Consider the following 22,654-nt stretch of genomic DNA (forward strand, 5'->3'; position numbering starts at 1 on the left):
ATAATTGGATAAGAGTGAGAATAATGCATTCTGTTGCCCACAGTTATTATGAATTGGCTCACAGTTCAGGCTTCAGACAGAAGATGATGAGTAATGATGATTTTTTTCCATTTGACTTAGCACAATATGATCTAATTGAAAAAGAATCATCTATTATTGGTATGGTTATGGCGTGGAGTGTTATTACATTGGAGTCCATAATTAATCAAGCCTTGGCAGAATCACTAAATGATAGATCAGTCGTTATAGAAGCGATTGAGCATCCCAATAGTGTCATCAAAAAATTTAGAATAGATACATCCGTAAAATCCGATCTAGCTAAAAAGATAATAATCCTGAATGATCAGAAAGAGAATATTGGTGAGTATATTGATGCGGCAACTAGTCTTAGCCATATTCGCAATTTAATTGTTCATGACAAGCCATTTAATCTTATTTATCATGGAGATGGTGATGTCAAAATTGAGCATTTTAGATCGCGTGGTGAAGCTTTTAATAAACAATTAAGATACGAATATCTTCGTGATTTTTACGCTAAATGTGACAAAGTATTGAACTTCATCTTACCTAAAATAAGTCCAAGCATAATTAATACTCATGAAATAAGGGAACCTCTAAAAACCCCCGTTCCCGCGCCGACTATGCGAAAATAGCCACTTGACCGACAAACAGCCCCGATCACGATGAGTAAGAAAAGCGCCATCAAAACCAGTCTATTTGCCGCTGAAGAGCGGGAACAGAAACTCGACCGTAAGGGGGACCTGTTGTCCACGCTGGAAAAACACGTCAAATTTTCCGATCTGGCTGCTGAAATCGACCGGATTGCCCCGCGCCCCAACCGAAAACAGGGAGGCCGTCCGCCCTACCCGACCGAACTGATGGTGCGGGTGTTGGTACTGCAGCATCTGTATAACCTGTCGGACGAAGCGCTGGAATACCAACTGCTTGACCGGCTGTCCTTCCAGCGCTTCTGCGGTCTGCGGCATTCCAGCAGCATCCCGGATGCCAACACCCTGTGGGTCTTCCGTGAACGGATCAGCGCGGCAGGAGGTGCTGATGCCTTATTTGATGCCGTGCAGCGTCAGTTGCAGCAACACGGGTTCATTGCCCGTGGCGGGCAAATCGTTGACGCCACGCTGGTGGAGGCTCCCCGGCAACATTTCCGCAAAGCGGAGAAAGAAAAGCTGGTACAGGGTGAAACACCACCGGAGTGGACGGACGCGCAACGCCGCCAGAAAGACACCGAAGCCAGTTGGACAAAGAAGCATGGCAAAAGCCACCACGGTTACAAGCTCAGCATCAGTGCCGACCGGAAATATAAACTGATCCGCAAACGCCACGTCAGCACCGCCAAAGAACACGACACCAACCACTTTGAAGACGTACTTGATCCCGCTAACACCAGCCGTGACGTGTGGGCGGACAAGGGGTATGAGGACAGGGCGCGAGAACAACGCCTCCAGCAAAACGGTTGGCGGTTGCACATCCAGCACAAAGCCAAACGTGGCAAGCCGCCATCCGAATGCCAGAAACGCCGCAATACCCGTATCGCCAAACCACGTGCACGGGTCGAGCATGTGTTTGGGGCGATGTTGGCGATGGGCGGAAAACGGATCCGCAGCATTGGGTTGGCGCGAGCAGAATTTGGCCTAAGCATCAAGGCGGCTGTTTACAACCTGCGGCGGCTTTGTTCGCTCAAAGAAAGCGGAGTTGCGCCCATTTGAGGGGAAATCCCCCCAGAATCCGCAAGAAGGCGGGAAAATAGGCATAAAGTAGGCTTGATACACCCCAAAAATGGGTTGGCTTGATTATTTTTAACAAAATACCGGAAGGGTAAAGCTAAGTGCTGCGCTACTCCGGCTTTTTAGAGGTTCCCATAAGTTTTAGTTCGTTATTAAAAGGCTAACAAGATTCTCGACGACGGACGCGGTGACAGCCCGCGAGTTCCAACAATTTACTCCCTGCCGCGCCCGTCAGATTTGACGTTGGGCACAATAAAACCGCTATCCTTGGAAACTAACTATGAAAAAACATGAATTTGATGTTGCACTTTCATTTGCGGGGGAAGATAGAGAATATGTTTCTTCTGTAGCAGAAATCCTAGCAAAAAATGGATTAAAGGTTTTTTACGACAAATTTGAAGAAGTAGAATTGTGGGGTAAAAATCTATATGAATATTTAAATGAAATTTATGAGAAAAAATCAGCATATACCGTAATTTTTATATCAAAGCATTATAAAGAAAAATTATGGACAAATCATGAGCGGCAATCAATGCAGGCTAGAGCATTTGAAGAAAATAAAGAATATATTCTTCCTGCTAGATTCGATGACACTGAAATACTAGGAATACTAAAAACAACAGCATACATTTCACTAAAAGATAAATCTCCACAAGAATTTAGCGAGCTATTATTTAAAAAAATAAAAAAAGAAAATAACATAGAGTTTCATAAGCAAGCAGAACAACAGGAAACAATATTTTTACATCAGGCAGATCATGAAATGCTTGATTCATCAGGAACTTTCCAGAAGTTTTCTTTGAGAAGAATTCATAAGGAACTTAACTATGAAATGAGAATATTGTTCTTGACATTAAATATAGATGGAAGAATAGTAATCCCGCAGTCATATTTTTTTGAATTCCCTACAATAAGAAATATACTTAATAGACACTCTTGTCTACTGGAACTAGGTTACTTTCAATTCATATCTGATTATGCAGATCCATGGGATTTTATTGAATATAAAAAATACACTTATGAAAAAGCCATTTGGGTTCCAAAATATAACGATGCTTACTTCAAAAATAATTTATATGGATTTGACAAACTTCCCACACAGATAGCTTGCCAAGCTGGAAATATAGGAGGAAAAATGATTACTCCATGGACAAAGATAATAGAAAACGAAGCAAAAGAAATAGGCTATCCTACAGATCGGATTAAAGAGCTCTCCAAAAGAGTCAATGAAACTGAAAGCAAAGCTTTTTTATATGATAATTTATTAGAACATATAATAGCCGCCAACATCACTAAAAGTGAAGCTAAAATTTTAAAGATAAGAAGTCACTATAATGGAGAATATCTAAGAACATATAGGGAAAAAGGAATGGAAATACCAACAAATTCCAGTTTAGTTTCCAATGCTTTATTACCAAACAGCAATAATAATAAGTACAATATAAATCTATGGAAAAGAATCTTCACCTTGACGAAATTTAACAATTATGTTAATAACGCCAGTTGCAAACAAATACTTGAACTAAAATTAAATGCAAGCTTTTCCATAATAATAGAGAAAATAAAAAATAAAAGTTTTTTATCTGTAAATCCAAGTTTTTCGCCAGAAATAAAAGAATTGGAAACATTAAAACTAAACTCTTATGAATAACATTATATGTAACAATTATTCAGCATTATCAAAATATTATGATGCTATAACAAACACTAAGAGAAGAAAGTTTTTAGCGAAAGAAATTAATCTAATTGCAAGTTCCATTGATTCATCAAACAAAAATATTCTTGATATTGCTTGCGGCACTGGAAATTTATCAATAGAACTTTCTAAATACAGTTATAATATTATAGCTTTCGATAACTCTGATTCCATGATAAGTATATTTAAAGAAAAAGCCATCAATATTCCAAATATTACCATAACTAACATGGCAATGGAAAAATTCCATTCAGATGTTAAAATAAAGCTAGCTGTATGCACATCCTTTTCGCTAACATATTTAAAAAATCCAGAAAAAGAAAAATTCTTACGCTCATTATATAACTCCCTAATTGATGGAGGAGTATTTGTCATGGATATGCTTCACCCAACAGCTATATTCAGATATTTCTCAAATCAAAAAACAAGAATTATAGAAAAATCAAGTATCGAAACAAAATTGGAAAGTTACAATGAAAATTCAGGGGTTTATTCTGTAAGTTATATCGTGAGAAAAAATAACGACAGCTTTACTGAAACTCATGATGGTTTCGTTATTAGCTCTCAAGAAGCAATTAATTTATTAAAAAGCATTGGATTTAGAAAAATCGCTTACAGGGAAAGAGAGTCAAACTCAGACTCTAGTGCTTACGAACTTTTTTGCTACAAATAAATTATGAGGCTAATTATGAAAAGCGAGAATAAATATCAAGACTTTGCAAAGGAAACTTCAGAAAAGTTCCTTGAAAAAATAATAGAGGAAAGAGGCAGTGAGATAGTAAACAGCAATTTTGACAACATGGATAATACAACGCCATTAAAGCCTGTATTAATTAACAATCATGAAAATCTTTCTTTATCTGAAAAAAATAAAATTCTTGATAGTTACTCTAAAAATGGAGCAGCATATATTATCTCATTAACCCCTCCAGAACATAAAGAAAGTCATCCAATTTTCAAATTAACTGAGCAACTCAAGGACGAGTTAAATTTACACTATCCATTAAGGCATCCATTAGAAGGACATCCTGAAGCCGTAAAAAGATTTGGTGAAAATGATGGAACATTTAAAATTTATGATCTTCCAGATAACTATACTAAAAACTCTTATAGAGAAGTGGCTGAAACTCATGAAGCATTTCACGTACACCAAGATGGATTAGGAAGTGGCGGTACTGTTCAAACAGCCATTTTATACGCAGACTCAATTCCTATTTTCGGTGGATATACTTTTCTATATGACTTATTTAGTATTGCATTTGCAGTTTACAATAAAGACCCAAAGGCTTTTCAAAGTCTTTTTTTACCAAATGCGATAACAGCAATAAGACCTCGTGGAAAAGGAGCAATAAAAGTAACAAGTCCTGTATTCTATATTGACTACTTCAATTTGCCTCATGCTTTTTACAGAAAAGATAGTGGTGAATATAAAATGCTTTGGGAGGATAGCGCAGACTTAATGAGAGCAAAAGAATTAATGAGTCAGTATACTGAGCCTTTCTGTCCACTCTCAAAATTTGTATCATATACCCCAAATAGTTTTCTGATAATTAGGAATAGAGATATGGCTCATGGAAGAACTGCATTTATTGATGGAATTGATAATTGCAATAAGCGACTATTATCAAGAAAGTGGTATATGATTAGCAAAGATCACCAAAAATACAAACACATACCGGGTACAATTGCGGCCAAAAAATATGCAGATTCTATTGGTGGTTTATTTCTAGACAAATACCATTATGGAGAATGGTTATATGATATAGAAAAAGATGTAAACAACAGAATCAAGTAAGAGGAAATTATTTTATGCTTACTATTTGTGGTTCGCTATCTTTTTTTGAAGAAATTAGAGAGCTTAAAAAAAAGTTAACTACTCTTGGTATAAGTTCAGAAATACCCGATAACTACGATGAGGGAAATGATAAAGTCGATGGCGAAGTAATGATTGAATCCATCTTGTACAATAGATTTATTAATTCACATTTGGAAAAAATAAGCAATACAAATGGAATTCTTATTGCTAACTATAAAAAAAATGGAATAGATGGTTATGTTGGTCCAAACACACTCGTTGAAGCTGCATTTGCTTATGCTCTGAATAAAAAAATATTTATTCTAAACAATCTAGGCAAACAGGGTTCGCGTGACGTTTTGCTTGGTATGCTACCAACTTTATTGAAGGGTGACATTAATGCAATTAAAAACCATAGAACATGATGTTTTTAAGTTAGCTAAAAATTTATTAGAAAGAAATAGATTAGGCGTTTTATCAACCATAGCTAAAGATTTAAGTGTTCAATCAGCAGTGGTAGGCTACGCAGAATGCTCAGATTTTTCAATTATATTTGGTAGTGATATATCATCAAGAAAATACAATAATCTTACAAAAGTGCCACGAGTGTCATTTGTTATTTGGGAAGGAAATGAAACATTACAATATGAAGGAAATGCGTCAATAATTGATAGGGAAACAGATGAGGTTAATATACATGCTCAAAAACATATCTCGTTCGAGAAATATAAGCATATTAAGACAAACATTTATTATAAAATAACACCCTTATGGATGAGATATTCTGATTTTTCCACTAAACCAGAACTTGTTCTATCTTATTCTTTTAAATAAGCCCAACAAGTGTGTCGACGACGGACGCGGTGACAGCCCGCGATTCTTAACGGCTTACTCCCCGCCGCGCCCGTCACACGAGACGTTAGCGGCAGACCGTGCCATCGTCAGCTTGTGCAAACCTACATAAATTTCCTGAATCTAAATGGTGGGTTTGCTGGTTTATGGTATTTAACCTCAATTTCTAATTTTTCAATCAATTTAAAAATAGCAGGATGTGTCATTTCAATGTCTGTATTATAGCGCATTTCGTTAACCAGCGCTTTCATCAGCTCGTGCAAATTACCGTCCTCGTTTTGCTCTAAGCACTCATAATCAACGGACATCACATTGTCTTTATGCGTTAACTTTCTCATGTCAATAATCTATCCAAAAACAATTAAGAAAATATTAGGCTAACAAATCGGCTCGACGACGGACGCGGCGTTCATTCGCCGATCTCCGTCCAGTTGCCGTGCCGCCGCGACCGTCAGCCGCGAGGTTGGCAGCAGATAAAGCGGTGGTTAACGGCAAATTAAAGAGAAGAGGGTGTTTTTCAGTGCGATAAAGTGCGGCGGCCATATTCACTTGCCTGAACGGGTAGTTTCCCAAACTTCACGGTGCGCTATCGCGTGAGAGACAACGCCAACTTGGACCACTAAGAACAGGGCTTTATCCGTTGCTGACAAAATACGGTGGCTATGCCGATTTTCCGTGATTGGTGGCTGACCAATTGTTCACGGTGCGCTAACGCGGGAAAGACAACGCCAACTTGAACCACGAAGAACAGGGTTTTATCCGTTGCTGACAAAATACGGTGGCTGGGCTGATTTTCCGTGATTGGTGGCTGCCCAATTGTTCACAGTGCGCTATCGCGTGAGAGACAACACAGACCTGAACGACTGAAAATAGGGTGCTTCCGGTTGTTGATAAAGTGTGATGGTCATGCCAATCTTTCATGATGGGTGGCTGCCGAACGTTCACAGTGCGCTGAAGCGGGAAGCTGTGTGCCAACTGATCCAGTTTTAATACGGTGAGTGAGAGATTTATCAAAGACAGCTTGTCGGCTATTTGAGGTTAATCCAAGTGCCAACAAGAGTGTCGACGACGGACGCGGTGACAGCCCGCGAGTCCCAACAATTGACTCCCCGCCGCGCCCGTCACACATGACGATAGCGCAGAACCGCTCGCGCGGTCCTGCACTATCGCGTCGGAGTTGAGCTTCGCTCGCCCGGTTTGATAACCGCCGCGCTCCGCGCTCTGGCTATCAACCCGTTCGAGTGGACGCATTTGCGCCCGCGAGCGACTCCCCCCGGGAGTCACTTCGCAGCCACAAACGCGCCACTCAACTCCGACGCGTTATGCCCACAAGTAAATGACTTACCCTTACCAAATGTATATCAACAAAACATCAAAAATTCTTAACAAACTACTCATTAAGGTTTATAGGAGATACTTAAAAACGTTAGGGTACTCAAAGTATTTATCCAAATATTTATTTCGCTTCAGTTCGGGATTTATATATCTTTATGTTTAATATTAATAGATATAATAGGTCTTTTTCTAGGACAAACCGACAACCTAGGGCCTTTTGGAGATTTTCTTGGCGGGACTCTAAATCCAATTTTCACTTTTCTAATGCTGATAGGTCTTGTCATTACGATAGTCCTACAAAAAATAGAATTATCGTTGGCTAGAAAAGAATTTCAAAGATCATCTAATGCATTAGAATCCCAAGGGGATTTCCCTGAAAGATTCCCCCGCAATGGCTACACTTGTCTTATCGACAAGCGGAGTCCCTATCCCCATGCCCCCCGAACCCCAAACAGCTAACCCGATCCTGAGTGAATCCCAGATAGCCGACCTGAAACTGGCGGCCTCGAAAATGTCTGGCAGCACCCGCCGTGCGTTCCAGGCGGACATGAGCCGGAAATATTGTGCAGGCAACGCCCGCCAGACTGAAAGGTGTTTTGGCTGGGGTCGGGAGGGGGTGCAGTTGGGTTTGGAGGAACAGCGCAGCGGCATGGTTTGCGTGGGTGCGCAGGCGGCGTATTGTGGCCAGAAGCGCTGGGAGGAAACCCAGCCGGAAGCGGCAGCCGCCTTGCTGGCGCTGGCGGAAGCACATAGCCAGCAAGACCCGACATTCCGCAGCAGCATCGCCTACACCCGCCTGACGGCGGCGGAAGCCATCCGGCAGTTACAGGCCATGGGTTTCAGCGGTGGACAAGTGCCCGCCCCCCAGCACCATGGCGCGGATACTCAACCGGAATGGCTACCGCCTGCGCAAGGTGGAGAAAAGCCAAGCCGCAAAAAAAATTCCAGAAACCGACGCCATCTTCGCCAATATCCAGGCCAACGATGGGCAGTTTGCCGATGGGGCGGTCAAACGCCTGAGCATGGACTGCAAGGCGACCGTCAACATCGGTGACTACTCACGGGGCGGGAAAACACGGGGTGACAATAAAGCCGCTGACCATGAGATGGGCTGCAAAGAGAAATACATCCCTTTTGGCGTACTGGATGAGGACAGTGGGCAGGTTTACCTGACCTTCGGCAGTTCCAGCAAAACCAGTGACTTCATCGTGGATTCCCTGTGCCGGGTATGGGAACAGATGCCTTCTGCTGACAAGGACGCCTGCCAGTGCATCCAGATCAAAGCGGACAATGGCCCGGAAAGCAGCGGGATCAGGACGCAATTCCTCAAGCGCATGGTGGAATTCGCAACCATACCGGTAAGACAGTCCACCTGCTGTACTACCCGCCTTACCACAGCAAGTACAACCCGATTGAACGCTGCTGGGGGATTCTGGAACAACACTGGAACGGCACCCAGCTCAAGGATGCCGAAACCCTGCTGGAATGGGCAAAAACCATGACCTGGAAAGGCATCAACCCCATGGTCGAATTCAGTCGCAAGGTTTATGAGAAGGGTGTGACCCTCAGCAAAAAAGCTATGGAGGCTGTTGAGGCGAGGCTGGAAAGAAATGCTGCTTTACCAAAATGGGACATTCTGATTCGCCCTGTTTTGGGTAATGTCTTTGAGGTAAATCACCCAAGGTAAAAACCTAGAGTATCAGAGGTTTGAAAATACTTTTTTTAAACTTGGCTCAATATGCGTTTCAGGGTCTTATCCCAACAGCAGCGAAAGCAAGGACTGTAAGGCAGCTTGCCCCCGTTTCCTGATGTTGTGAAGAGACTCGAAGAATGCAAGGTAACACGGTAGCTTTTCTTGTGAGATCCCCCGATGAGGTCGTAACCATGAGCGTAACAGTGACCAAAAACCTTCCATCGTATTGACGTGGACTTCATGGAAACCGTCACCATCTTCGTCACGGGCATATTCGCCTGCGCCATGGTTGACGGTTTTGTGGGCATAGCCCCATTCTTCCAATCGGCTGTAAATGTTGTACTCATCGGTGTAGACCAGCGTGCCTGCTGCCACCGTTTCCACAATCAACGGCTTGATCGTCGTCTGTTTCACATTCGCCAGCATACGGATCACGACCTCCCCGGAACGCTGGATCATGCCGAAAATGGGTGGTTTGTCCTTTTTCCAGTGTCCCACGCCCCGGCGCACCTTTCAGGGCGCGGCGGCGACCTTCACGCCCAGCATCCGCGACGGCTTCGGGGTTTCCCTGTGTCCAGCCTTGACATAAACCTCATCAAATTCAACATTCCCAAACAGGTTTACTGGCGTTTTTTTTCTCGACACCACGCCGTAACTGTTCCGTCATCGCCTGAACATCATCCTTGTTCAACCCCAATTCGCGGGCGATTTGTTGGTTGGACAGGTTCAACGACATCAGGTACAGGCACAACACCCACACCTTCAGCGGCTGGTGGTGGCCTTCAAACACCGTTCCCGTCAGGTCATCAAAACGCTTTTGGCAATCCTTACACTGGTAACGCTGGCGTTCCTGCTGGGTGTCATCCTTGCCTCGACGGATAGTGTCCTGTGAACCGCAGTGCGGACAAATCACCCCATTAGGCCAACGCACGGAACGGACTTGCTCGAAACAGGCGGCATCACTGGTCAGGCTGGAAATACTGATGAGCGAGGTCATAAAGCCTCTCCTTGGCTATCGGAAATGACTAACTTTACCGCTATCCATCACGTTTGCAATGCCGGGGAAAACAAGACCCTGAAACGCATATTGAGCCTTAAACTTTTAGAGCTTCTTGAGGCATCTCGTAATGACGTATATTATGTACGTCGTATTTCATCAGACGAATACTCAGGCAGAGATGCAATACATAAAATCTACAAACAATTTACTCAAGATTTCTTACATGACACTCAACTTTTGAACATGCCTGAGCCTTATGCTACAGTTCTTGGAGATGGTAAAAAATATTTTAGAGACGACTGTAAAAAAGTCGCAGGAATAAAGAAGAGATATGGCAATTTTTATTTGGGCAAGAATGGAGAAGACTTAGGTCAATATTTCAGGACACTATACAATATATTAAAATTTATTGACAATAATAAAGAGATCGACAATAAAAAACTATACACAAACCTTCTTAGAGCACAATTATCTAGATATGAACTTGCTTTACTTTTTTATAATTGTTTAAGTGACTTTGGCGAGCAAAAAATGGCTCCATTAGTCAAAAAATACGAAATACTTAAACATTTAGAAGAAAGAACAATACCCCCTGAAAATATAGGTATTTGGCGTGAGTTTATGCATAACGAGTGTGTCGACGACGGACGCGGTGACAGCCCGCGACTTTTAACAGCTTACTCCCCGCCGCGCCCGTCACACGAGACGTTATGCAACCAATACACCCCCAATATCTACATAAAATCCATGTATTTTAAAAAGAGATAACTACAATTACACAGTAATCGAGTATTATGTCCCTAGGGCATAGCTTAACCTTTAAGGATAGTCATGAAAAATATAGATGAACTTAAAAGAATCATTGAACAAGAAGAAAACATTGAAGACGAATCTGAAAATGAAGATGGAGAAGAATACTCTCGTTATGACATAACGAGTTATGGTATAGACTTTGATGTTGACGGTCTGGTAAGAAGATTAAAGAAAAACGATATATTTATACCAGAATTTCAAAGAAATTATGTCTGGAAGCTTACTGAAGCATCAAGATTTATAGAGTCTTTACTTCTGGGTCTTCCGGTACCAGGAATTTTTCTGGCACAAGATCAAGCAACTGGTCGCATGTTGGTCATAGATGGTCAGCAACGTCTTTTATCATTGAAGTATTTTTTCTTAGGTGAATTTAATCCGATTTCAGGAGCTAAAAGTAAAAGAGTATTTCGTCTTACTAAAGTTAAGAGAGATTTTGAAGGAAAGACTTACGAAGAACTAGACTCCAGAGATAGAATAAATCTAGAAAATGCAGTTATACATGCAACTGTAGTTAAACAAGAGTCACCATCTAATGATGATACTAGCATTTATCATATATTCGAAAGATTAAATAGCGGCGGAAGAAAACTAACAGCTCAAGAAATTAGAGTTGCTGTTTATCATGGTAAATTCATTGATCTATTAAAAGAAATAAATACCTTTGAACCTTGGAGGAATATTTTTGGCCCTGTCAATGATCGAATGAAAGATTTAGAATTGATACTTCGATTCCTGGCCATGAATGAAAAATATAATGATTACACAAAACCCATGACCGAGTTTTTAACAAAGTTTTGCTCTCAAAATAGAGACTTATCAGGTGAAAAGTATGAATATTATAAAGAGATTTTCAAACAAACTATAGAAAAATTCAGCACTTCAATTGATGATAAATTATTTAGACCATCAAGAGCATTGAACGTCGCATTATTTGAGTCATGTATGGTTGGTCTAGCAAAATGTCTAACTAGCAAAAGAAACATTACGAATGATGAAATCAAAAATTCATACAACTCATTGCTAGAGTCAATTGAGTTTCAGGAACTAATTTCTCAATCTACTTCTGATGTTAAAAATTTAAAGCGCCGGATGGAATTAGCAATCAATGCTTTCGCTGGGGAATAGCAGGTGAAAAGTAGACAGCTGAACAGCCAATATCAAAAAATAACTCAATTAATCAAAAATACTGGAATATCATGTGGTGACAATATTGAACTACAAGGCCATTGGGGTAAATATATTTGTATATTAGCAGCAGGCTTTTTAGAAAATGCAATAAGTGAGGTCTACATACCGTTAGTTAATTCATCATCTTCGCCGACTGTTTCTAATTTCACACAAAAAATTCTTGAGAAAATACAAAACCCAAAATCTTCAAAATTTATTGAGATTGCTCAATCGTTTAAAAAAGAATGGGGAGAAGAATTAGAATTATTTCTCTCAGATGAAAACAATAGAAAAGATGCCATAGACTCAATAATGCGAAACAGACATCTTATTGCTCATGGTAAAAACACATCTATTTCCGTAGTACAAGTTAAAGAGTTTCTTGATAAATCTGTAGAAGTGATTGATTATATTGAAACTCAATGCGGATATAACAATTCAAGTTAAAAACTTAGAGTTAAAATAGCATAACAAGCACATCGACGACGGACGCGGTGACAGCCCGCGACTCTTAACTACTGACTCCCCGCCGCGCCCGTCATGCATGACGTTGGCGTCATCAAAAACAAACCAATAAGTATCGCCAGATTGAGAAAGCGACAAAAGTTGGTTTTCCCTTAGCGGCAAAGTTCGGTGGTTACATTCATTTACCGTGATTGGTGGTTTCTCAATCTTCACAGTGCGCTGATGCGTGACAGACAACTCTAATCTGAACCACCGGAAAAGAACGTTTTCCCTTCGCTGACAACAAAAGTGCTTCTGTTCATCTGCCAAAATGGGAGCTGTTGTGGGTTTATCGTGCCGCGTAGACACGCGGTGAACCAAAACCACCAGCTTAACCACCGAAAAATAAGAATCAGTTTTAACTGAACAAAAATCCCGCCGCGCTGATGCGCGGGAAAGTTTGATCTTGACCATCGCTACTTGTCAGGGGGACACTAAACAGGTAACAAAACAGAAGTTTCCTACATGATCAGTAAGCGTTTTAACAAACCTGTCGTACTCACCTATCATGCAGCAGAGCAAATGGCAGAACGACAAATAGATGAAGAGACGCTTGCTGACCTAATAGAATCGGGTGATGTTAAATATAAAGACGAGCAGCATCTATGGATTTACAAATCATACCCCTGTCCGTCAAGACAACATGATATGCGCAGCCGCGATTGAGCGTAACAACCTGATTATTAAGACAGTTATGATCAACTGGGAGTTGAGCGATGAACATTAAGTACTACGAAGATGATGACATCCTGGTTCAACGGTTCAGTGATAACCAGATTGTCCGCGAGGTTTCACAGGGCTGGAACATCAACGTCAGCTACGACAAAGACGGCAATATCGTTCAAATTGTCATACTCGAAGCTAAAGAGAAGGGACTGTATCCTGTCATTCCTATGAAGATGGCTGCTTGATTTTTATGACGACCAATAGCTTGCACAAAAGTCATTGATTTATATAATTTAAATTCAAGAGCCAACAATTCTGTCGACGACGGACGCGGTGACAGCCCGCGATTCTTAACGACTTACTCCCCGCCGCGCCCGTCACACAAGACGTTGGCAGCAGATAAAGCGGTGGTTAACGGCAAATTAAAGAGAAGAGGGTGTTTTTCAATGCGATAAAGTGCGGCGGCCATATTCACTTGCCTGAACAGGTGGTTGCCCAAACTTCACGGTTTGCTATCGCGTGACAGATTACGCCAAATTGAACGACCGGAAACAGGACGCCCGCCCGTTGCTGAGAAAATGCAGTAATTCTGCTGATTTTTCATGGTTGGTGGTTTCCCAAAGTTCACGGTGCGCTATCGCGTGAGAGACAACGCCAACTTGAACCACGAAGAACAGGGTTTTATCTGTTGCTGACAAAATACGGTGGCTATGCCGATTTTCCGTGATTGGTGGCTGCCCAATTGTTCACGGTGCGCTCTCGCGTGAGGGACAACGCCAACTTGAACCACGAAGAACAGGGTTTTATCCGTTGCTGAGAAAATGCGGTGGCTGTGCCGATTTTTCATGATGGGTGGCTGCCCAATTGTTCACGGTGTGCTATCGCGTGAGAGACAACACTAACCTGGACGACCTTTCTGTCGCTGATAAAATGCGGTGGTCATGTCAACCTTTCATGATGGGTGGTTGTCGAACGTTCACAGTGCGCTGTAGCGGGAAGCTGTGTGCCAACTGATCCGGTTTTAATACGGTGAGCATTTATTAAAGGACAGCTTGTCGGCTATTTGAGGTTAATCCAAGTGCCAACAAGAGTGTCGACGACGGACGCGGTGACAGCCCGCGACTTCGCCCATTCTACTCCCCGCCGCGCCCGTCACACATGACGTTAGGCTAAAAAGCACAGAACAATAACCCTCAAAGTAACAACAAATGTCAAAAGATTTAAATCTAAAAAATATTCTTTTAACGAAACTTAATAATCTGCTGAATCCAAATCTACACAAAAAGATAATTTGGGGGTTATTTAGCACTGGAGCTTTATTGGTAGCAACGCCAATACTAAAATCCCTTTTTGCCAAAGTTGATTATACAGATACCGACCGCTCTGTAACTTTTGAAATAGCTCAATCAGATAATGAATTTTGGATTTGGATTGGGGTATTTTTTATTATCATGGCAGTTGCCTTATTTATAAAAGATAAATATTTTAGTAAAGAGCAGCCTTCGGAGTTTTTGGGAATAAGTTACTATATATGTAAAAATTACGAGCTTTTACTAGAAATATCAAAAAACGATTTATCGAAATTCCCCATAGATGATCCAATATTTTTTGAAACTACTGTTTTCGACTCTCTAAAAGAAATAATTAATCAACATCCTTATCCATATAGACGGTGCGGGGTCGACGGCGATAAATTTCCAAGCGTGGAAGAGTATATTAAAGCTCATAGCGATGCGCTCCCACCAAATAAAAATGATGGGCAATATTCTTACTTTGAGATAGTAAGAAAGCCTAAAATAAACGAGTTAGAAAAAATTAAGCATGAAGATGGTGTTCTACAGTTGATGTTAAATGGGTTAAATACAGATTTAGATGGAATTTCCTTGGTCGGCTGTTATCAAGATGGTTGCGGTGGAGAAGATGGTTTATACGAAGAGTATATTTTTAGAGAATTATGGTGTGTATTTTTGGCTATAGAAAACACGCATGATAAGCCCTTGAAATTAAATAACATAACATCAGAAATCATACAAAATCCTAGTTTTTCCTCATTTAAAAATAATGGAAAAGAAAATAATTTAATTTTGCCAGAAGCAATAATTAAACCTGGATGAACCATAATAATTCCTTTATCATTAATATTTCCACCATTATATGCATTAAAAACAGAATCATTATCAAAACAAGAAAAAAGCTGGGGACATGAGGTACAAACAGTTACTATGGAAAACATTATTTCTAAAAATCTTGATGACTTCTTTACATATAAAACTCAAATAATTCCAAAAGACATTAAATATTCGATTCAAGGTGTTAATTACTATCAAAGCATACATAAATTCAACTTAAATAATATATATGCTATTGATAGATTCTGGGCAATTGGTTCTTGTCCGCATTTATTCTTTCAGGTTGATGATAAGTTACATTATAAGAAAGAAATACTTGCACACTGCGAAAATAAAACTGGAAGAGAAATATTCCACATAGCCAAAAATGTTACATCATTTATTATTGCCGAAATAGAAGATGAAATAACCGAGATTGAACATATACTTATAAATGATAAAATTTATCAAGAACACATTGTGATAAAAAAGTCAGAACTTATTAGAGTGTCGGTATCCGAGGGGGATACAATTGAAATTAAAGGTCGATACGTTCCGCACTATAGCACATCGGCTCTGAAAGTATCGGCTAATAAAAGAAACCAATTGGTCGGAAATTTTTTACAAACAACGAATGCCAATTTATCTTTATAATATGAATAGCCTAACAATTATGTCGACGACGGACGCGGTGACAGCCCGCGACTTCGCCCAATTTACTCCCCGCCGCGCCCGTCACACGAGACGTTAGATTTACAAACAAATAGAGGCACTTATGGATTTATCTAAAATAATAGAAGATAAAGTCAGATACTTTAAAGGGGCAACAAGTGAGAGTGCCTTAAAAAATATCATACTGCATATAAAAATTGCAGAAAAACATTATGCAAATGCAAAAGAAGAACCAGACCATATATATTTATATACAGATGCAATCTATAGAACAAATCAAGCATTTGAAGGGGCTTTGAAAGAAGCATATAAAATCATTTCAAAAAAAGATGGAGAAAAACTAAAAGCTCATCAGTTAGAAGAATATTTTTTAACGAATGATATTGTGACAAAAAGAATTTCTAAACTATTAAAGAATTATCGTGAAGAATGGAGAAACTTATCAACTCACGATTATAACTTGTCTTTTGCCGAAGAAGAAGCATTTTTAGCCATAGTTAATATTTCTGCTTTTTTTGCAATTCTCCTTGATAAGATGATAAAAGATACTGCATATGAAGAAGAAAAGAAAACATTAGATTCTCTAGAAAATGTTGAAATAATAGATATTGAAAATGGACTTTTAGAAGCAATTGAAGAAAAAATTGGCTTATTCTTTGATTTGTACTGTGACAAATTCGAGCATCACAATTCTAATTATTTTGCAAGTGAATTGGCAGGTATTTTCCTAGCAAATATTGAAGACAACACTAAATTTGAAGTTTCAAGTGAAGTCAATCTTTCTTCTGATACTAATTGCAATGTTGACTTCCTTGTTACCGATAAAAATAACGAAGAAGATAAACTTATCATTGAAATAAAAATCTCTAAAAGTATTGTTGATGATGATATTGATAGTTGGCGAGAAAAGATACTGAATTGCTTAACTGACAACAACATAAAAAGTGGCATAATATTTATACCGCCACATAATAAAGATTCAGTCATGGAAGTAAAAAAATATGAGCACAATATAAAAGATGAACACTATAACATATCCATCATTTATCCAAGCACAAAATCAAATACAAATAACCTCACACTCCAACAGAGTGGCATTTACAAATCAAACTATTATTGGCTGAACTCTAATAAAACATTTGCAGTTGATGATTCTTGGCAAAAAATGATTGATAATAAAATTGGATGCACATATGGGCCGTTGTCCTATGGACAAAAACTCTATCATATCAGTAAAGGTGATAGAGTCTTTTTGTATGTTAACTCTCGTGGAATAGTTGCCAGTGGAGAAGTAACCTCACTATTTTCAGGTGAAGAAAACAATCCTCCATTAACTATTCCAGAAGATTTAGAAATGTCAGAATATTCAATTGGTGTTAATTGGGATGTCAAGTTAAATATAAACAACGCATTGACACCACCTGAGATTAGAGAAGTGGGACATCATATGTTTAGACCTACATTTTTCAAATTGAATTCTGATACAGGAAAATCAATACAAGAAATGTTAGTTAAACGAATTGATGGTGATAAAATCTAACGAGCGTGTCGACGACGGACGCGGTGACAACCCGCGACTCCGCCCAATCGACTCCCCGCCGCGCCCGTCACACATGACGTTGGCAATATACAGAGAGGCATAGACAATGAAACAAAAAACAAGAAAATATGGAAAGAAGAAAGGAGGTATCTCCCCTTCTGAGAAAAAATATGCCTTAAAAAACTCAACGGTACGCTGCCCTTTTTGCAATATAACATACCCTGCTTTATTAATTAGAGATCACATCAGTAAAGATCATCCTAACGAAAATATATCCAAGGTAGACATCAGGCCAAAAACAATCATTACCGCCTCTTATTTCAAAACTAGCAAAATAGACACTCAAGAAGTAAAAATTAAAGGCAAAAACATTAAAAAAGCAGTTGATAAAATCTCTGAAAACCCAATAAAAATACTACACAAAGAAAAACCAATACAGCAAACAAAAGAGCCAATCATTCAAAATAAAGAAATTCTCGACTACCTAGAAAAAAATCCAACTAAAGAAGGAATTGGAAAATTTGGAGTTCCTCAAGATAAATATAGATATGATTTTTACGGAAGCAATTCAATGGAATATGATATTTGGAGAAAAGGAGATAAAGACAAATAGCTGTCATACCGATCTTTTATAATTGGTGTCTAACCAATTGTTCACAGTGCGCTATCGCGAGAGAGACAACGCCAACTTGAACGACCAAAGAACAGAGAGTCCGTCCGTTGCTGACAAAATCCGGTGGCCATGTTCATCTTTCATGATTGGTGCCTGACCAACTGTTCACAGTGCGCTATCGCGAGCGAGACAACACCAACTTGAACGACCGAAAATAGGGCGTTTTCCCATTGCTGATAAAATCCGGTGGCCATTTTCATCTTTCATGATTGGCGGTTGCCCAACGCTCACAGTGTGCTGATGCGTGAGCCAATGTGCCAACTGACTCAGTTTTAATGCAGTGAGAGAAATTTTATAAATGATAGGTTGTCGGCTATTTGAGGCCAATCCAAGCGCCAACGAGAGTGTCGACGACGGACGCGGTGACAGCCCGCGAGTCCCAACAATTTACTCCCAGCCGCGCCCGTCACACATGACGTTATGATATTATAGACAGGTGATACCTTGAAAATAATTGACATATCAATAAAAAACTTCATGGGAGTAGAGAGCTTAGAAAAACTCAAGCTCGGCGACATGAATATATTTGTCGGGAAGAACGACAATGGCAAATCAACGATACTTAAAGCCTTAAATGCCTTCTTTAACGACAAGTTTATATTTCATGATGTCTATAAAAACACTCCAGATGGAGAGGTTACAGAAATAACAGTTAGATTCAAAAGCGACAATAATATAAATAGCCTTGCACTAGATAATGAAGGATATATTTGCCTTACCAAAAAATTCTCCATAAATAATACGGGAAAATTAAAAAAAGATAAATTCTATACTTGCTTAGATTTTGAATATGAAACAATAAGAAATTCTTGGGGCGTTAAAGAAGCCGATCTTAATAATATTTTGACATCTTTGTCTATTGAATTTTCTCGGTCAGGTCGTGGTGTTACTAACCTTTCAAAAATTGAAAAATTACAAGAACATACTGGCGAATATCCTAAGCTCCTAGTTCAACATATAGATGATGAATACAGCAAAAACCTAGCAAAACAATATCCCGGCTTAACATTCCCTGGATATTATTTATTTGATGCCGAGCAAAATCTAAATATTGGCGCTACAGAGTTCCAGAACCAATTTAAACCAATAGTCACCAACTCATTACAATCAAACACAGAGCTAACAAGTCAAATTGAAGCAAATGTTCAAAATGATTTAGAACTAGAATTTGATATTATTGCCAATCTAATGAAAAAGAACGTCCCAAATTTAGAAAAAATAAAACCGGATATTAGTTACAAATGGGATGGACTGGTTAAATTTGGATTAAATCTAAAGTTCAGCGGAGAAGATCATGAGATACCAATCACTCATAAGGGAACTGGTTTTAAACGTCTTTTGATGGTTGCATACTTTGAGTATTTATCTCAAAAAGAAACAGCCGGACTACAAATATTTGGCATAGAAGAACCGGAAACATATTTACACCCTGAATTACAATATGAGTTGTTAAACTCAATATTAGAAATATCAGATTATTCTCAGTTTTTGGTCACAACACATTCCCCCGTATTTGCTGGCGCAACACAGAAAAACAACATAGTCGTCGTCAAAAAAGAAGAAGGAAAATCAACATATAATACATATAACAATAACAACGACATCTTAGACGAAGTGATCAATGAATTAGGCATTAGGCCGAATTTCAACTTAATAAATGAAAATTATAGAAAAATAATATTTGTAGAAGGCAAGGGAGATTGCCTTTTTTGGGAGTGTGCGATTAGCAAATTAACAGATTATGTAAATAATGATATATTGTTTATCCCCTGCGGGGGGGAGCAAGTAGAGTTTTTTGTTAATGCGAGTTTATGTCAAAAACTACATCGTCGTTTTATATTCATATTGGATAGTGATAAAGGTGCTGTTGATTTTGCAGCAAAACTTGAAAATAAAAGAGAACTCAAAACAAAAATTGAAGATATGGGTGGGGAATTCGAGATTTTGCGCAAACGCGAGATAGAGAATTATTACCATCGAGACGCGATTATAAGAATAATAGGAGAGTCAATAACTATTCCCGACGATTTCATAATCGAGGATTATAGTGACATAAAAGAAGAAATAAAGTCAAAAATCTTATCTCAGAATCGAACTAACTTTAAGGCCAAAAATAACATGAGTATATTTAATGAAATGACAAGAGAGGAATGGTGCAGCGTTGGTTTCCAATTAGAAGATGGTGATACAGATTTGATTAGTATCGTTAATAATATAATCTCATAACGAGTGTGTCGACGACGGACGCGGTGACAGCCCGCGACTCCGACCATTCGACTCCCCGCCGCGCCCGTCACACGAGACGTTATGCAACCAAACTGGATTAAACATGAGCGATGATAAAAAGATTGATGTCTCATCCACAACAATAGAAAAAGGAATAGATGTCGCAAAAAGTTTTGTTGACAAATTAGTTTCCCCCTCAATTGAAGAGCTTGGTCTTTTAGTGAAAGATCAAATTTCCCTTTGGAGATTCAATAATCAAATTAAAATATTAAACAAAGCAAAATCAATATGCGAGAAGAATCAAATAAATGTAACAGCAATACCAGCAAAATTACTTTGTCCATATTTAGAAAATGCTTCATTAGAAGATGATAACGAGCTTCAGGATAAATGGGCCATTTTATTGGTAAATATGGTTGACTCCAAGCAAAATATTCAAAATCATGTTTTTCCATATATTTTAAGTCAGTTATCTAAAGATGAATTTAATTTATTAGAGTCCGTACTAATTGAGAAAAAGCGAAGAACCTCAGAACTTGAAAAAGAATTAGCCAGTTTTTGTAAAGATAAAGAAAATATTGAAAATAATCTTAAGTCTGAACTGCTCGACTTAGAAAAAAATCTAAAAGAATTATCGCCTAATGGAAAATATGCATATTCAAAAGAATCTATGGAATTAAGATCTTCAATACGTTCAATTTCAGGAGAACTTCAATCCATAAAATTTAAAGAGTCTAGGCTAAAAAGAAAAATAGCTACTCCCGAAGTTATACCGGAACAAAATCTAAAAGAATTTGAAATGGCTAATATTATACGTTTGGGTCTAGCCAAAGTTGTTTATGAATCTAATGCAGGTACACATAGCATAGATATACCTGCTGGTGATCGTGATTCATATACATCTGTATAGTCTTTTCATTTTAGTCAGCTACAATAGAACGGATGATCAACTTCCCCATCCTTCATCATGCCGACTTACTACTCTAAGGATCTCCGTGAACGTGTTGTTGCTGCCTATGACAAGAGCAAACATAAATCCCACGTTTGTGGGACGTTTTCCATAGCCCGCAGCACCCTGGACAAATGGTTGGCCCTGAGGGAAGAAACCGGCAGCCTCCAACCCCGGACACATCCCCGCCCTGGGCACAGCCATAAGGTGAAAGACGTTGAAGCTTTTCGGCAATGGGTGGAGAGCGAAACCCCGTTTGAACGCATCGAGGATTTGCTGCCACGCTTTGAAGCGCATTATGGCAAGGCCATTTCTTATCGTGGCCTGCATAAATGGCTGCAACGGATCGGTTGGAGCCATAAAAAAACGTTCTTTCTACCAGCAAGCCAAACCGCTAGACCGCTGGGTTTTCCTGTGGCTACTTGGGCATCTGGAGAAAAAATACGGTCAGGATCATATCCTGTTTGCGGACGAGGCAGGATTCTACAGTACCGAACGCTATGAGTGGGGCTGGGGCAAAAAAAGGGGAGCCTTGTGACATCCCCCGCCCTGGAGGCCGGGGACATAAACGCAACTGGATCAGCGCTATCCGCGCCTCTGATCAAAAGCTGGCAAATGCCGTGGGTAGTGACCGGCAACATTAACCGGATGATTGTTGAACAATGGTTGGAAGCCTTGGGAAAATCGTTGCAGCAAGGTCAGGAAAACCCAAACCTTATGTGCTTGTCTGGGACAACGCGAGCTTCCATTTAGGCGGTGACCTGGAGGCGATTGCCATGAAATACCAGATTCGTATCATTCAGTTACCCGCTTATTCGCCTGATCTCAACCCCATCGGCAATGCTGGGCAACCTTGAAACATTATGCGCGTCTGGCCATGGGAAAAGGTAGCACCCTGGACGACGCGATTGATTACGCATTCAACAGACAAAAGTGTAGCCGACTAAAATGAAAAGACTATACCTGATGTCGTTGAACCTGTCCAACCAACAAATCGCCCGCGAATTGGGGTTGAACAAGGATGATGTTCAGGCGATGACGGAACAGTTACGGCGTGGTGTCGAGAAAAAAACGCCAGTAAACCTGTTTGGGAATGTTGAATTTGATGAGGTTTATGTCAAGGCTGGACACAAGGGAAACCCCGAAGCCGTCGCGGATGCTGGGCGTGAAGGTCGCCGCCGCGCCCTGAAAGGTGCGCCGGGGCGTGGGACACTGGAAAGGAC

21 protein-coding genes and 3 pseudogenes are annotated in these 22,654 nt (G+C 39.8%); 22 read left to right on the forward strand and 2 right to left on the reverse strand.

Translation table 11 applies throughout. The features are described from left to right. Positions 1–23: 23 nt before the first annotated feature. The 7 genes from THINI_RS22785 to THINI_RS24675 all read left to right on the forward strand — a co-directional run bounded on the left by THINI_RS22785 (position 24) and on the right by THINI_RS24675 (position 6,067). Entirely contained in the window at positions 24–653 is a 630-nt protein-coding gene (locus THINI_RS22785; RefSeq protein ID WP_154724492.1) for a hypothetical protein, read from the forward strand. A gap of 30 nt (positions 654–683) precedes the next feature. Then, complete coding sequence (locus THINI_RS22790) at positions 684–1,724, forward strand: IS5 family transposase (protein WP_002710256.1); 1,041 nt, start codon at positions 684–686, stop codon at positions 1,722–1,724. Positions 1,725–2,022: 298 nt separating this feature from the next. Next, on the forward strand, positions 2,023–3,393 hold the full coding sequence (locus THINI_RS23910; protein WP_002710840.1) for a toll/interleukin-1 receptor domain-containing protein: 1,371 nt from the start codon (positions 2,023–2,025) through the stop codon (positions 3,391–3,393). After that, positions 3,386–4,111, forward strand: a complete 726-nt coding sequence (locus THINI_RS22800; protein WP_002710841.1) for a class I SAM-dependent methyltransferase — start codon at positions 3,386–3,388, stop codon at positions 4,109–4,111. The genes THINI_RS23910 and THINI_RS22800 overlap by 8 nt, the downstream gene beginning before the upstream one ends. 15 nt (positions 4,112–4,126) lie before the next feature. Beyond that, positions 4,127–5,233, forward strand: coding sequence for a Fe(II)-2OG oxygenase family protein (locus tag THINI_RS22805; protein ID WP_002710842.1), 1,107 nt, complete (start codon positions 4,127–4,129; stop codon positions 5,231–5,233). A 14-nt stretch (positions 5,234–5,247) separates the two neighbouring features. Then, on the forward strand, positions 5,248–5,658 hold the full coding sequence (locus THINI_RS22810) for a hypothetical protein (protein ID WP_002710843.1): 411 nt from the start codon (positions 5,248–5,250) through the stop codon (positions 5,656–5,658). Further along, a complete protein-coding gene (locus THINI_RS24675) occupies positions 5,633–6,067 on the forward strand; it encodes a pyridoxamine 5'-phosphate oxidase family protein (protein WP_081485936.1) in 435 nt (144 codons plus the stop codon). Before THINI_RS22810 ends, THINI_RS24675 begins: the two co-directional genes overlap by 26 nt. Positions 6,068–6,189: 122 nt before the next feature. Here the strand turns inward: THINI_RS24675 and THINI_RS22815 are convergent, their stop codons facing one another. Continuing rightward, complete coding sequence (locus tag THINI_RS22815; protein ID WP_002710844.1) at positions 6,190–6,423, reverse strand: hypothetical protein; 234 nt, start codon at positions 6,421–6,423, stop codon at positions 6,190–6,192. Between the two features lie 1,869 nt (positions 6,424–8,292). Between THINI_RS22815 and THINI_RS26890 the strand changes: the two are divergent. Then, positions 8,293–9,107, forward strand: a pseudogene (locus tag THINI_RS26890) (ISAzo13-like element transposase-related protein). A gap of 66 nt (positions 9,108–9,173) precedes the next feature. Here the strand turns inward: THINI_RS26890 and THINI_RS27450 are convergent. Continuing rightward, positions 9,174–10,110, reverse strand: a pseudogene (locus THINI_RS27450) (IS1595 family transposase). 24 nt (positions 10,111–10,134) lie between these two features. Between THINI_RS27450 and THINI_RS22840 the strand changes: the two are divergent. The 14 genes and pseudogenes from THINI_RS22840 to THINI_RS25860 form a co-directional block, all read left to right on the forward strand. Beyond that, positions 10,135–10,881 (forward strand): putative phage abortive infection protein, encoded by a 747-nt coding sequence (locus THINI_RS22840; RefSeq protein WP_002710845.1) that lies wholly within the window; start codon positions 10,135–10,137, stop codon positions 10,879–10,881. A 63-nt stretch (positions 10,882–10,944) separates the two neighbouring features. Then, positions 10,945–12,051, forward strand: coding sequence for a DUF262 domain-containing protein (locus tag THINI_RS22845; RefSeq protein WP_002710846.1), 1,107 nt, complete (start codon positions 10,945–10,947; stop codon positions 12,049–12,051). A gap of 3 nt (positions 12,052–12,054) precedes the next feature. Next, on the forward strand, positions 12,055–12,540 hold the full coding sequence (locus THINI_RS24690) for an MAE_28990/MAE_18760 family HEPN-like nuclease (RefSeq protein ID WP_002710847.1): 486 nt from the start codon (positions 12,055–12,057) through the stop codon (positions 12,538–12,540). Between the two features lie 522 nt (positions 12,541–13,062). Next, a complete protein-coding gene (locus tag THINI_RS24695; protein ID WP_002710849.1) occupies positions 13,063–13,263 on the forward strand; it encodes a DUF4258 domain-containing protein in 201 nt (66 codons plus the stop codon). Between the two features lie 50 nt (positions 13,264–13,313). Then, positions 13,314–13,508 (forward strand): DUF2283 domain-containing protein, encoded by a 195-nt coding sequence (locus tag THINI_RS22850; protein ID WP_002710819.1) that lies wholly within the window; start codon positions 13,314–13,316, stop codon positions 13,506–13,508. A 963-nt stretch (positions 13,509–14,471) separates the two neighbouring features. Continuing rightward, on the forward strand, positions 14,472–15,377 hold the full coding sequence (locus THINI_RS22855; RefSeq protein ID WP_002710850.1) for a hypothetical protein: 906 nt from the start codon (positions 14,472–14,474) through the stop codon (positions 15,375–15,377). A gap of 108 nt (positions 15,378–15,485) precedes the next feature. Then, the gene (locus tag THINI_RS22860; protein WP_002710852.1) at positions 15,486–16,025 is read left to right on the forward strand and encodes a hypothetical protein; all 540 of its coding nucleotides are present in this window, start codon (positions 15,486–15,488) and stop codon (positions 16,023–16,025) included. A 121-nt stretch (positions 16,026–16,146) separates the two neighbouring features. After that, complete coding sequence (locus THINI_RS22865) at positions 16,147–17,583, forward strand: hypothetical protein (RefSeq protein ID WP_002710853.1); 1,437 nt, start codon at positions 16,147–16,149, stop codon at positions 17,581–17,583. A gap of 106 nt (positions 17,584–17,689) precedes the next feature. After that, the gene (locus THINI_RS22870) at positions 17,690–18,196 is read left to right on the forward strand and encodes a hypothetical protein (RefSeq protein WP_002710854.1); all 507 of its coding nucleotides are present in this window, start codon (positions 17,690–17,692) and stop codon (positions 18,194–18,196) included. A 504-nt stretch (positions 18,197–18,700) separates the two neighbouring features. Continuing rightward, positions 18,701–20,482 carry an ATP-dependent nuclease gene (locus THINI_RS22875; protein WP_040839759.1) on the forward strand — a complete coding sequence of 594 codons (1,782 nt, stop codon included), beginning with the start codon at positions 18,701–18,703 and terminating at the stop codon, positions 20,480–20,482. Between the two features lie 103 nt (positions 20,483–20,585). Beyond that, positions 20,586–21,392: an Abi-alpha family protein gene (locus THINI_RS22880; RefSeq protein WP_002710856.1), complete on the forward strand. Its 807-nt coding sequence runs from the start codon at positions 20,586–20,588 to the stop codon at positions 21,390–21,392. Positions 21,393–21,750: 358 nt separating this feature from the next. Continuing rightward, the gene (locus tag THINI_RS26905; protein WP_154724495.1) at positions 21,751–21,969 is read left to right on the forward strand and encodes a hypothetical protein; all 219 of its coding nucleotides are present in this window, start codon (positions 21,751–21,753) and stop codon (positions 21,967–21,969) included. A gap of 124 nt (positions 21,970–22,093) precedes the next feature. Beyond that, positions 22,094–22,288: a transposase gene (locus THINI_RS26910; RefSeq protein WP_050988109.1), complete on the forward strand. Its 195-nt coding sequence runs from the start codon at positions 22,094–22,096 to the stop codon at positions 22,286–22,288. Positions 22,289–22,388: 100 nt separating this feature from the next. Further along, positions 22,389–22,654, forward strand: a pseudogene (locus THINI_RS25860) (IS1595 family transposase); the annotation flags it as partial.

Origin of the sequence: Thiothrix nivea DSM 5205, from assembly GCF_000260135.1 — a bacterium.
Lineage (GTDB): Bacteria > Pseudomonadota > Gammaproteobacteria > Thiotrichales > Thiotrichaceae > Thiothrix > Thiothrix nivea.

What these genes read in the sequence shown, in the direction of transcription:
- THINI_RS26910 (WP_050988109.1), top strand. Translation starts at nt 22,094, where the DNA reads ATGGTTGGAAGCCTTGGGAAAATCGTTGCAGCAAGGTCAGGAAAACCC.
- THINI_RS22855 (WP_002710850.1), top strand. Translation starts at nt 14,472, where the DNA reads ATGTCAAAAGATTTAAATCTAAAAAATATTCTTTTAACGAAACTTAAT.
- THINI_RS22790 (WP_002710256.1), top strand. Translation starts at nt 684, where the DNA reads ATGAGTAAGAAAAGCGCCATCAAAACCAGTCTATTTGCCGCTGAAGAG.
- THINI_RS22840 (WP_002710845.1), top strand. Translation starts at nt 10,135, where the DNA reads ATGACTAACTTTACCGCTATCCATCACGTTTGCAATGCCGGGGAAAAC.
- THINI_RS23910 (WP_002710840.1), top strand. Translation starts at nt 2,023, where the DNA reads ATGAAAAAACATGAATTTGATGTTGCACTTTCATTTGCGGGGGAAGAT.
- THINI_RS22865 (WP_002710853.1), top strand. Translation starts at nt 16,147, where the DNA reads ATGGATTTATCTAAAATAATAGAAGATAAAGTCAGATACTTTAAAGGG.
- THINI_RS22785 (WP_154724492.1), top strand. Translation starts at nt 24, where the DNA reads ATGCATTCTGTTGCCCACAGTTATTATGAATTGGCTCACAGTTCAGGC.
- THINI_RS22800 (WP_002710841.1), top strand. Translation starts at nt 3,386, where the DNA reads ATGAATAACATTATATGTAACAATTATTCAGCATTATCAAAATATTAT.
- THINI_RS22810 (WP_002710843.1), top strand. Translation starts at nt 5,248, where the DNA reads ATGCTTACTATTTGTGGTTCGCTATCTTTTTTTGAAGAAATTAGAGAG.
- THINI_RS24695 (WP_002710849.1), top strand. Translation starts at nt 13,063, where the DNA reads ATGATCAGTAAGCGTTTTAACAAACCTGTCGTACTCACCTATCATGCA.
- THINI_RS24675 (WP_081485936.1), top strand. Translation starts at nt 5,633, where the DNA reads ATGCAATTAAAAACCATAGAACATGATGTTTTTAAGTTAGCTAAAAAT.
- THINI_RS22845 (WP_002710846.1), top strand. Translation starts at nt 10,945, where the DNA reads ATGAAAAATATAGATGAACTTAAAAGAATCATTGAACAAGAAGAAAAC.
- THINI_RS22850 (WP_002710819.1), top strand. Translation starts at nt 13,314, where the DNA reads ATGAACATTAAGTACTACGAAGATGATGACATCCTGGTTCAACGGTTC.
- THINI_RS22815 (WP_002710844.1), bottom strand. Translation starts at nt 6,423, where the DNA reads ATGAGAAAGTTAACGCATAAAGACAATGTGATGTCCGTTGATTATGAG.
- THINI_RS22870 (WP_002710854.1), top strand. Translation starts at nt 17,690, where the DNA reads ATGAAACAAAAAACAAGAAAATATGGAAAGAAGAAAGGAGGTATCTCC.
- THINI_RS22880 (WP_002710856.1), top strand. Translation starts at nt 20,586, where the DNA reads ATGAGCGATGATAAAAAGATTGATGTCTCATCCACAACAATAGAAAAA.
- THINI_RS22860 (WP_002710852.1), top strand. Translation starts at nt 15,486, where the DNA reads ATGGAAAACATTATTTCTAAAAATCTTGATGACTTCTTTACATATAAA.
- THINI_RS22805 (WP_002710842.1), top strand. Translation starts at nt 4,127, where the DNA reads ATGAAAAGCGAGAATAAATATCAAGACTTTGCAAAGGAAACTTCAGAA.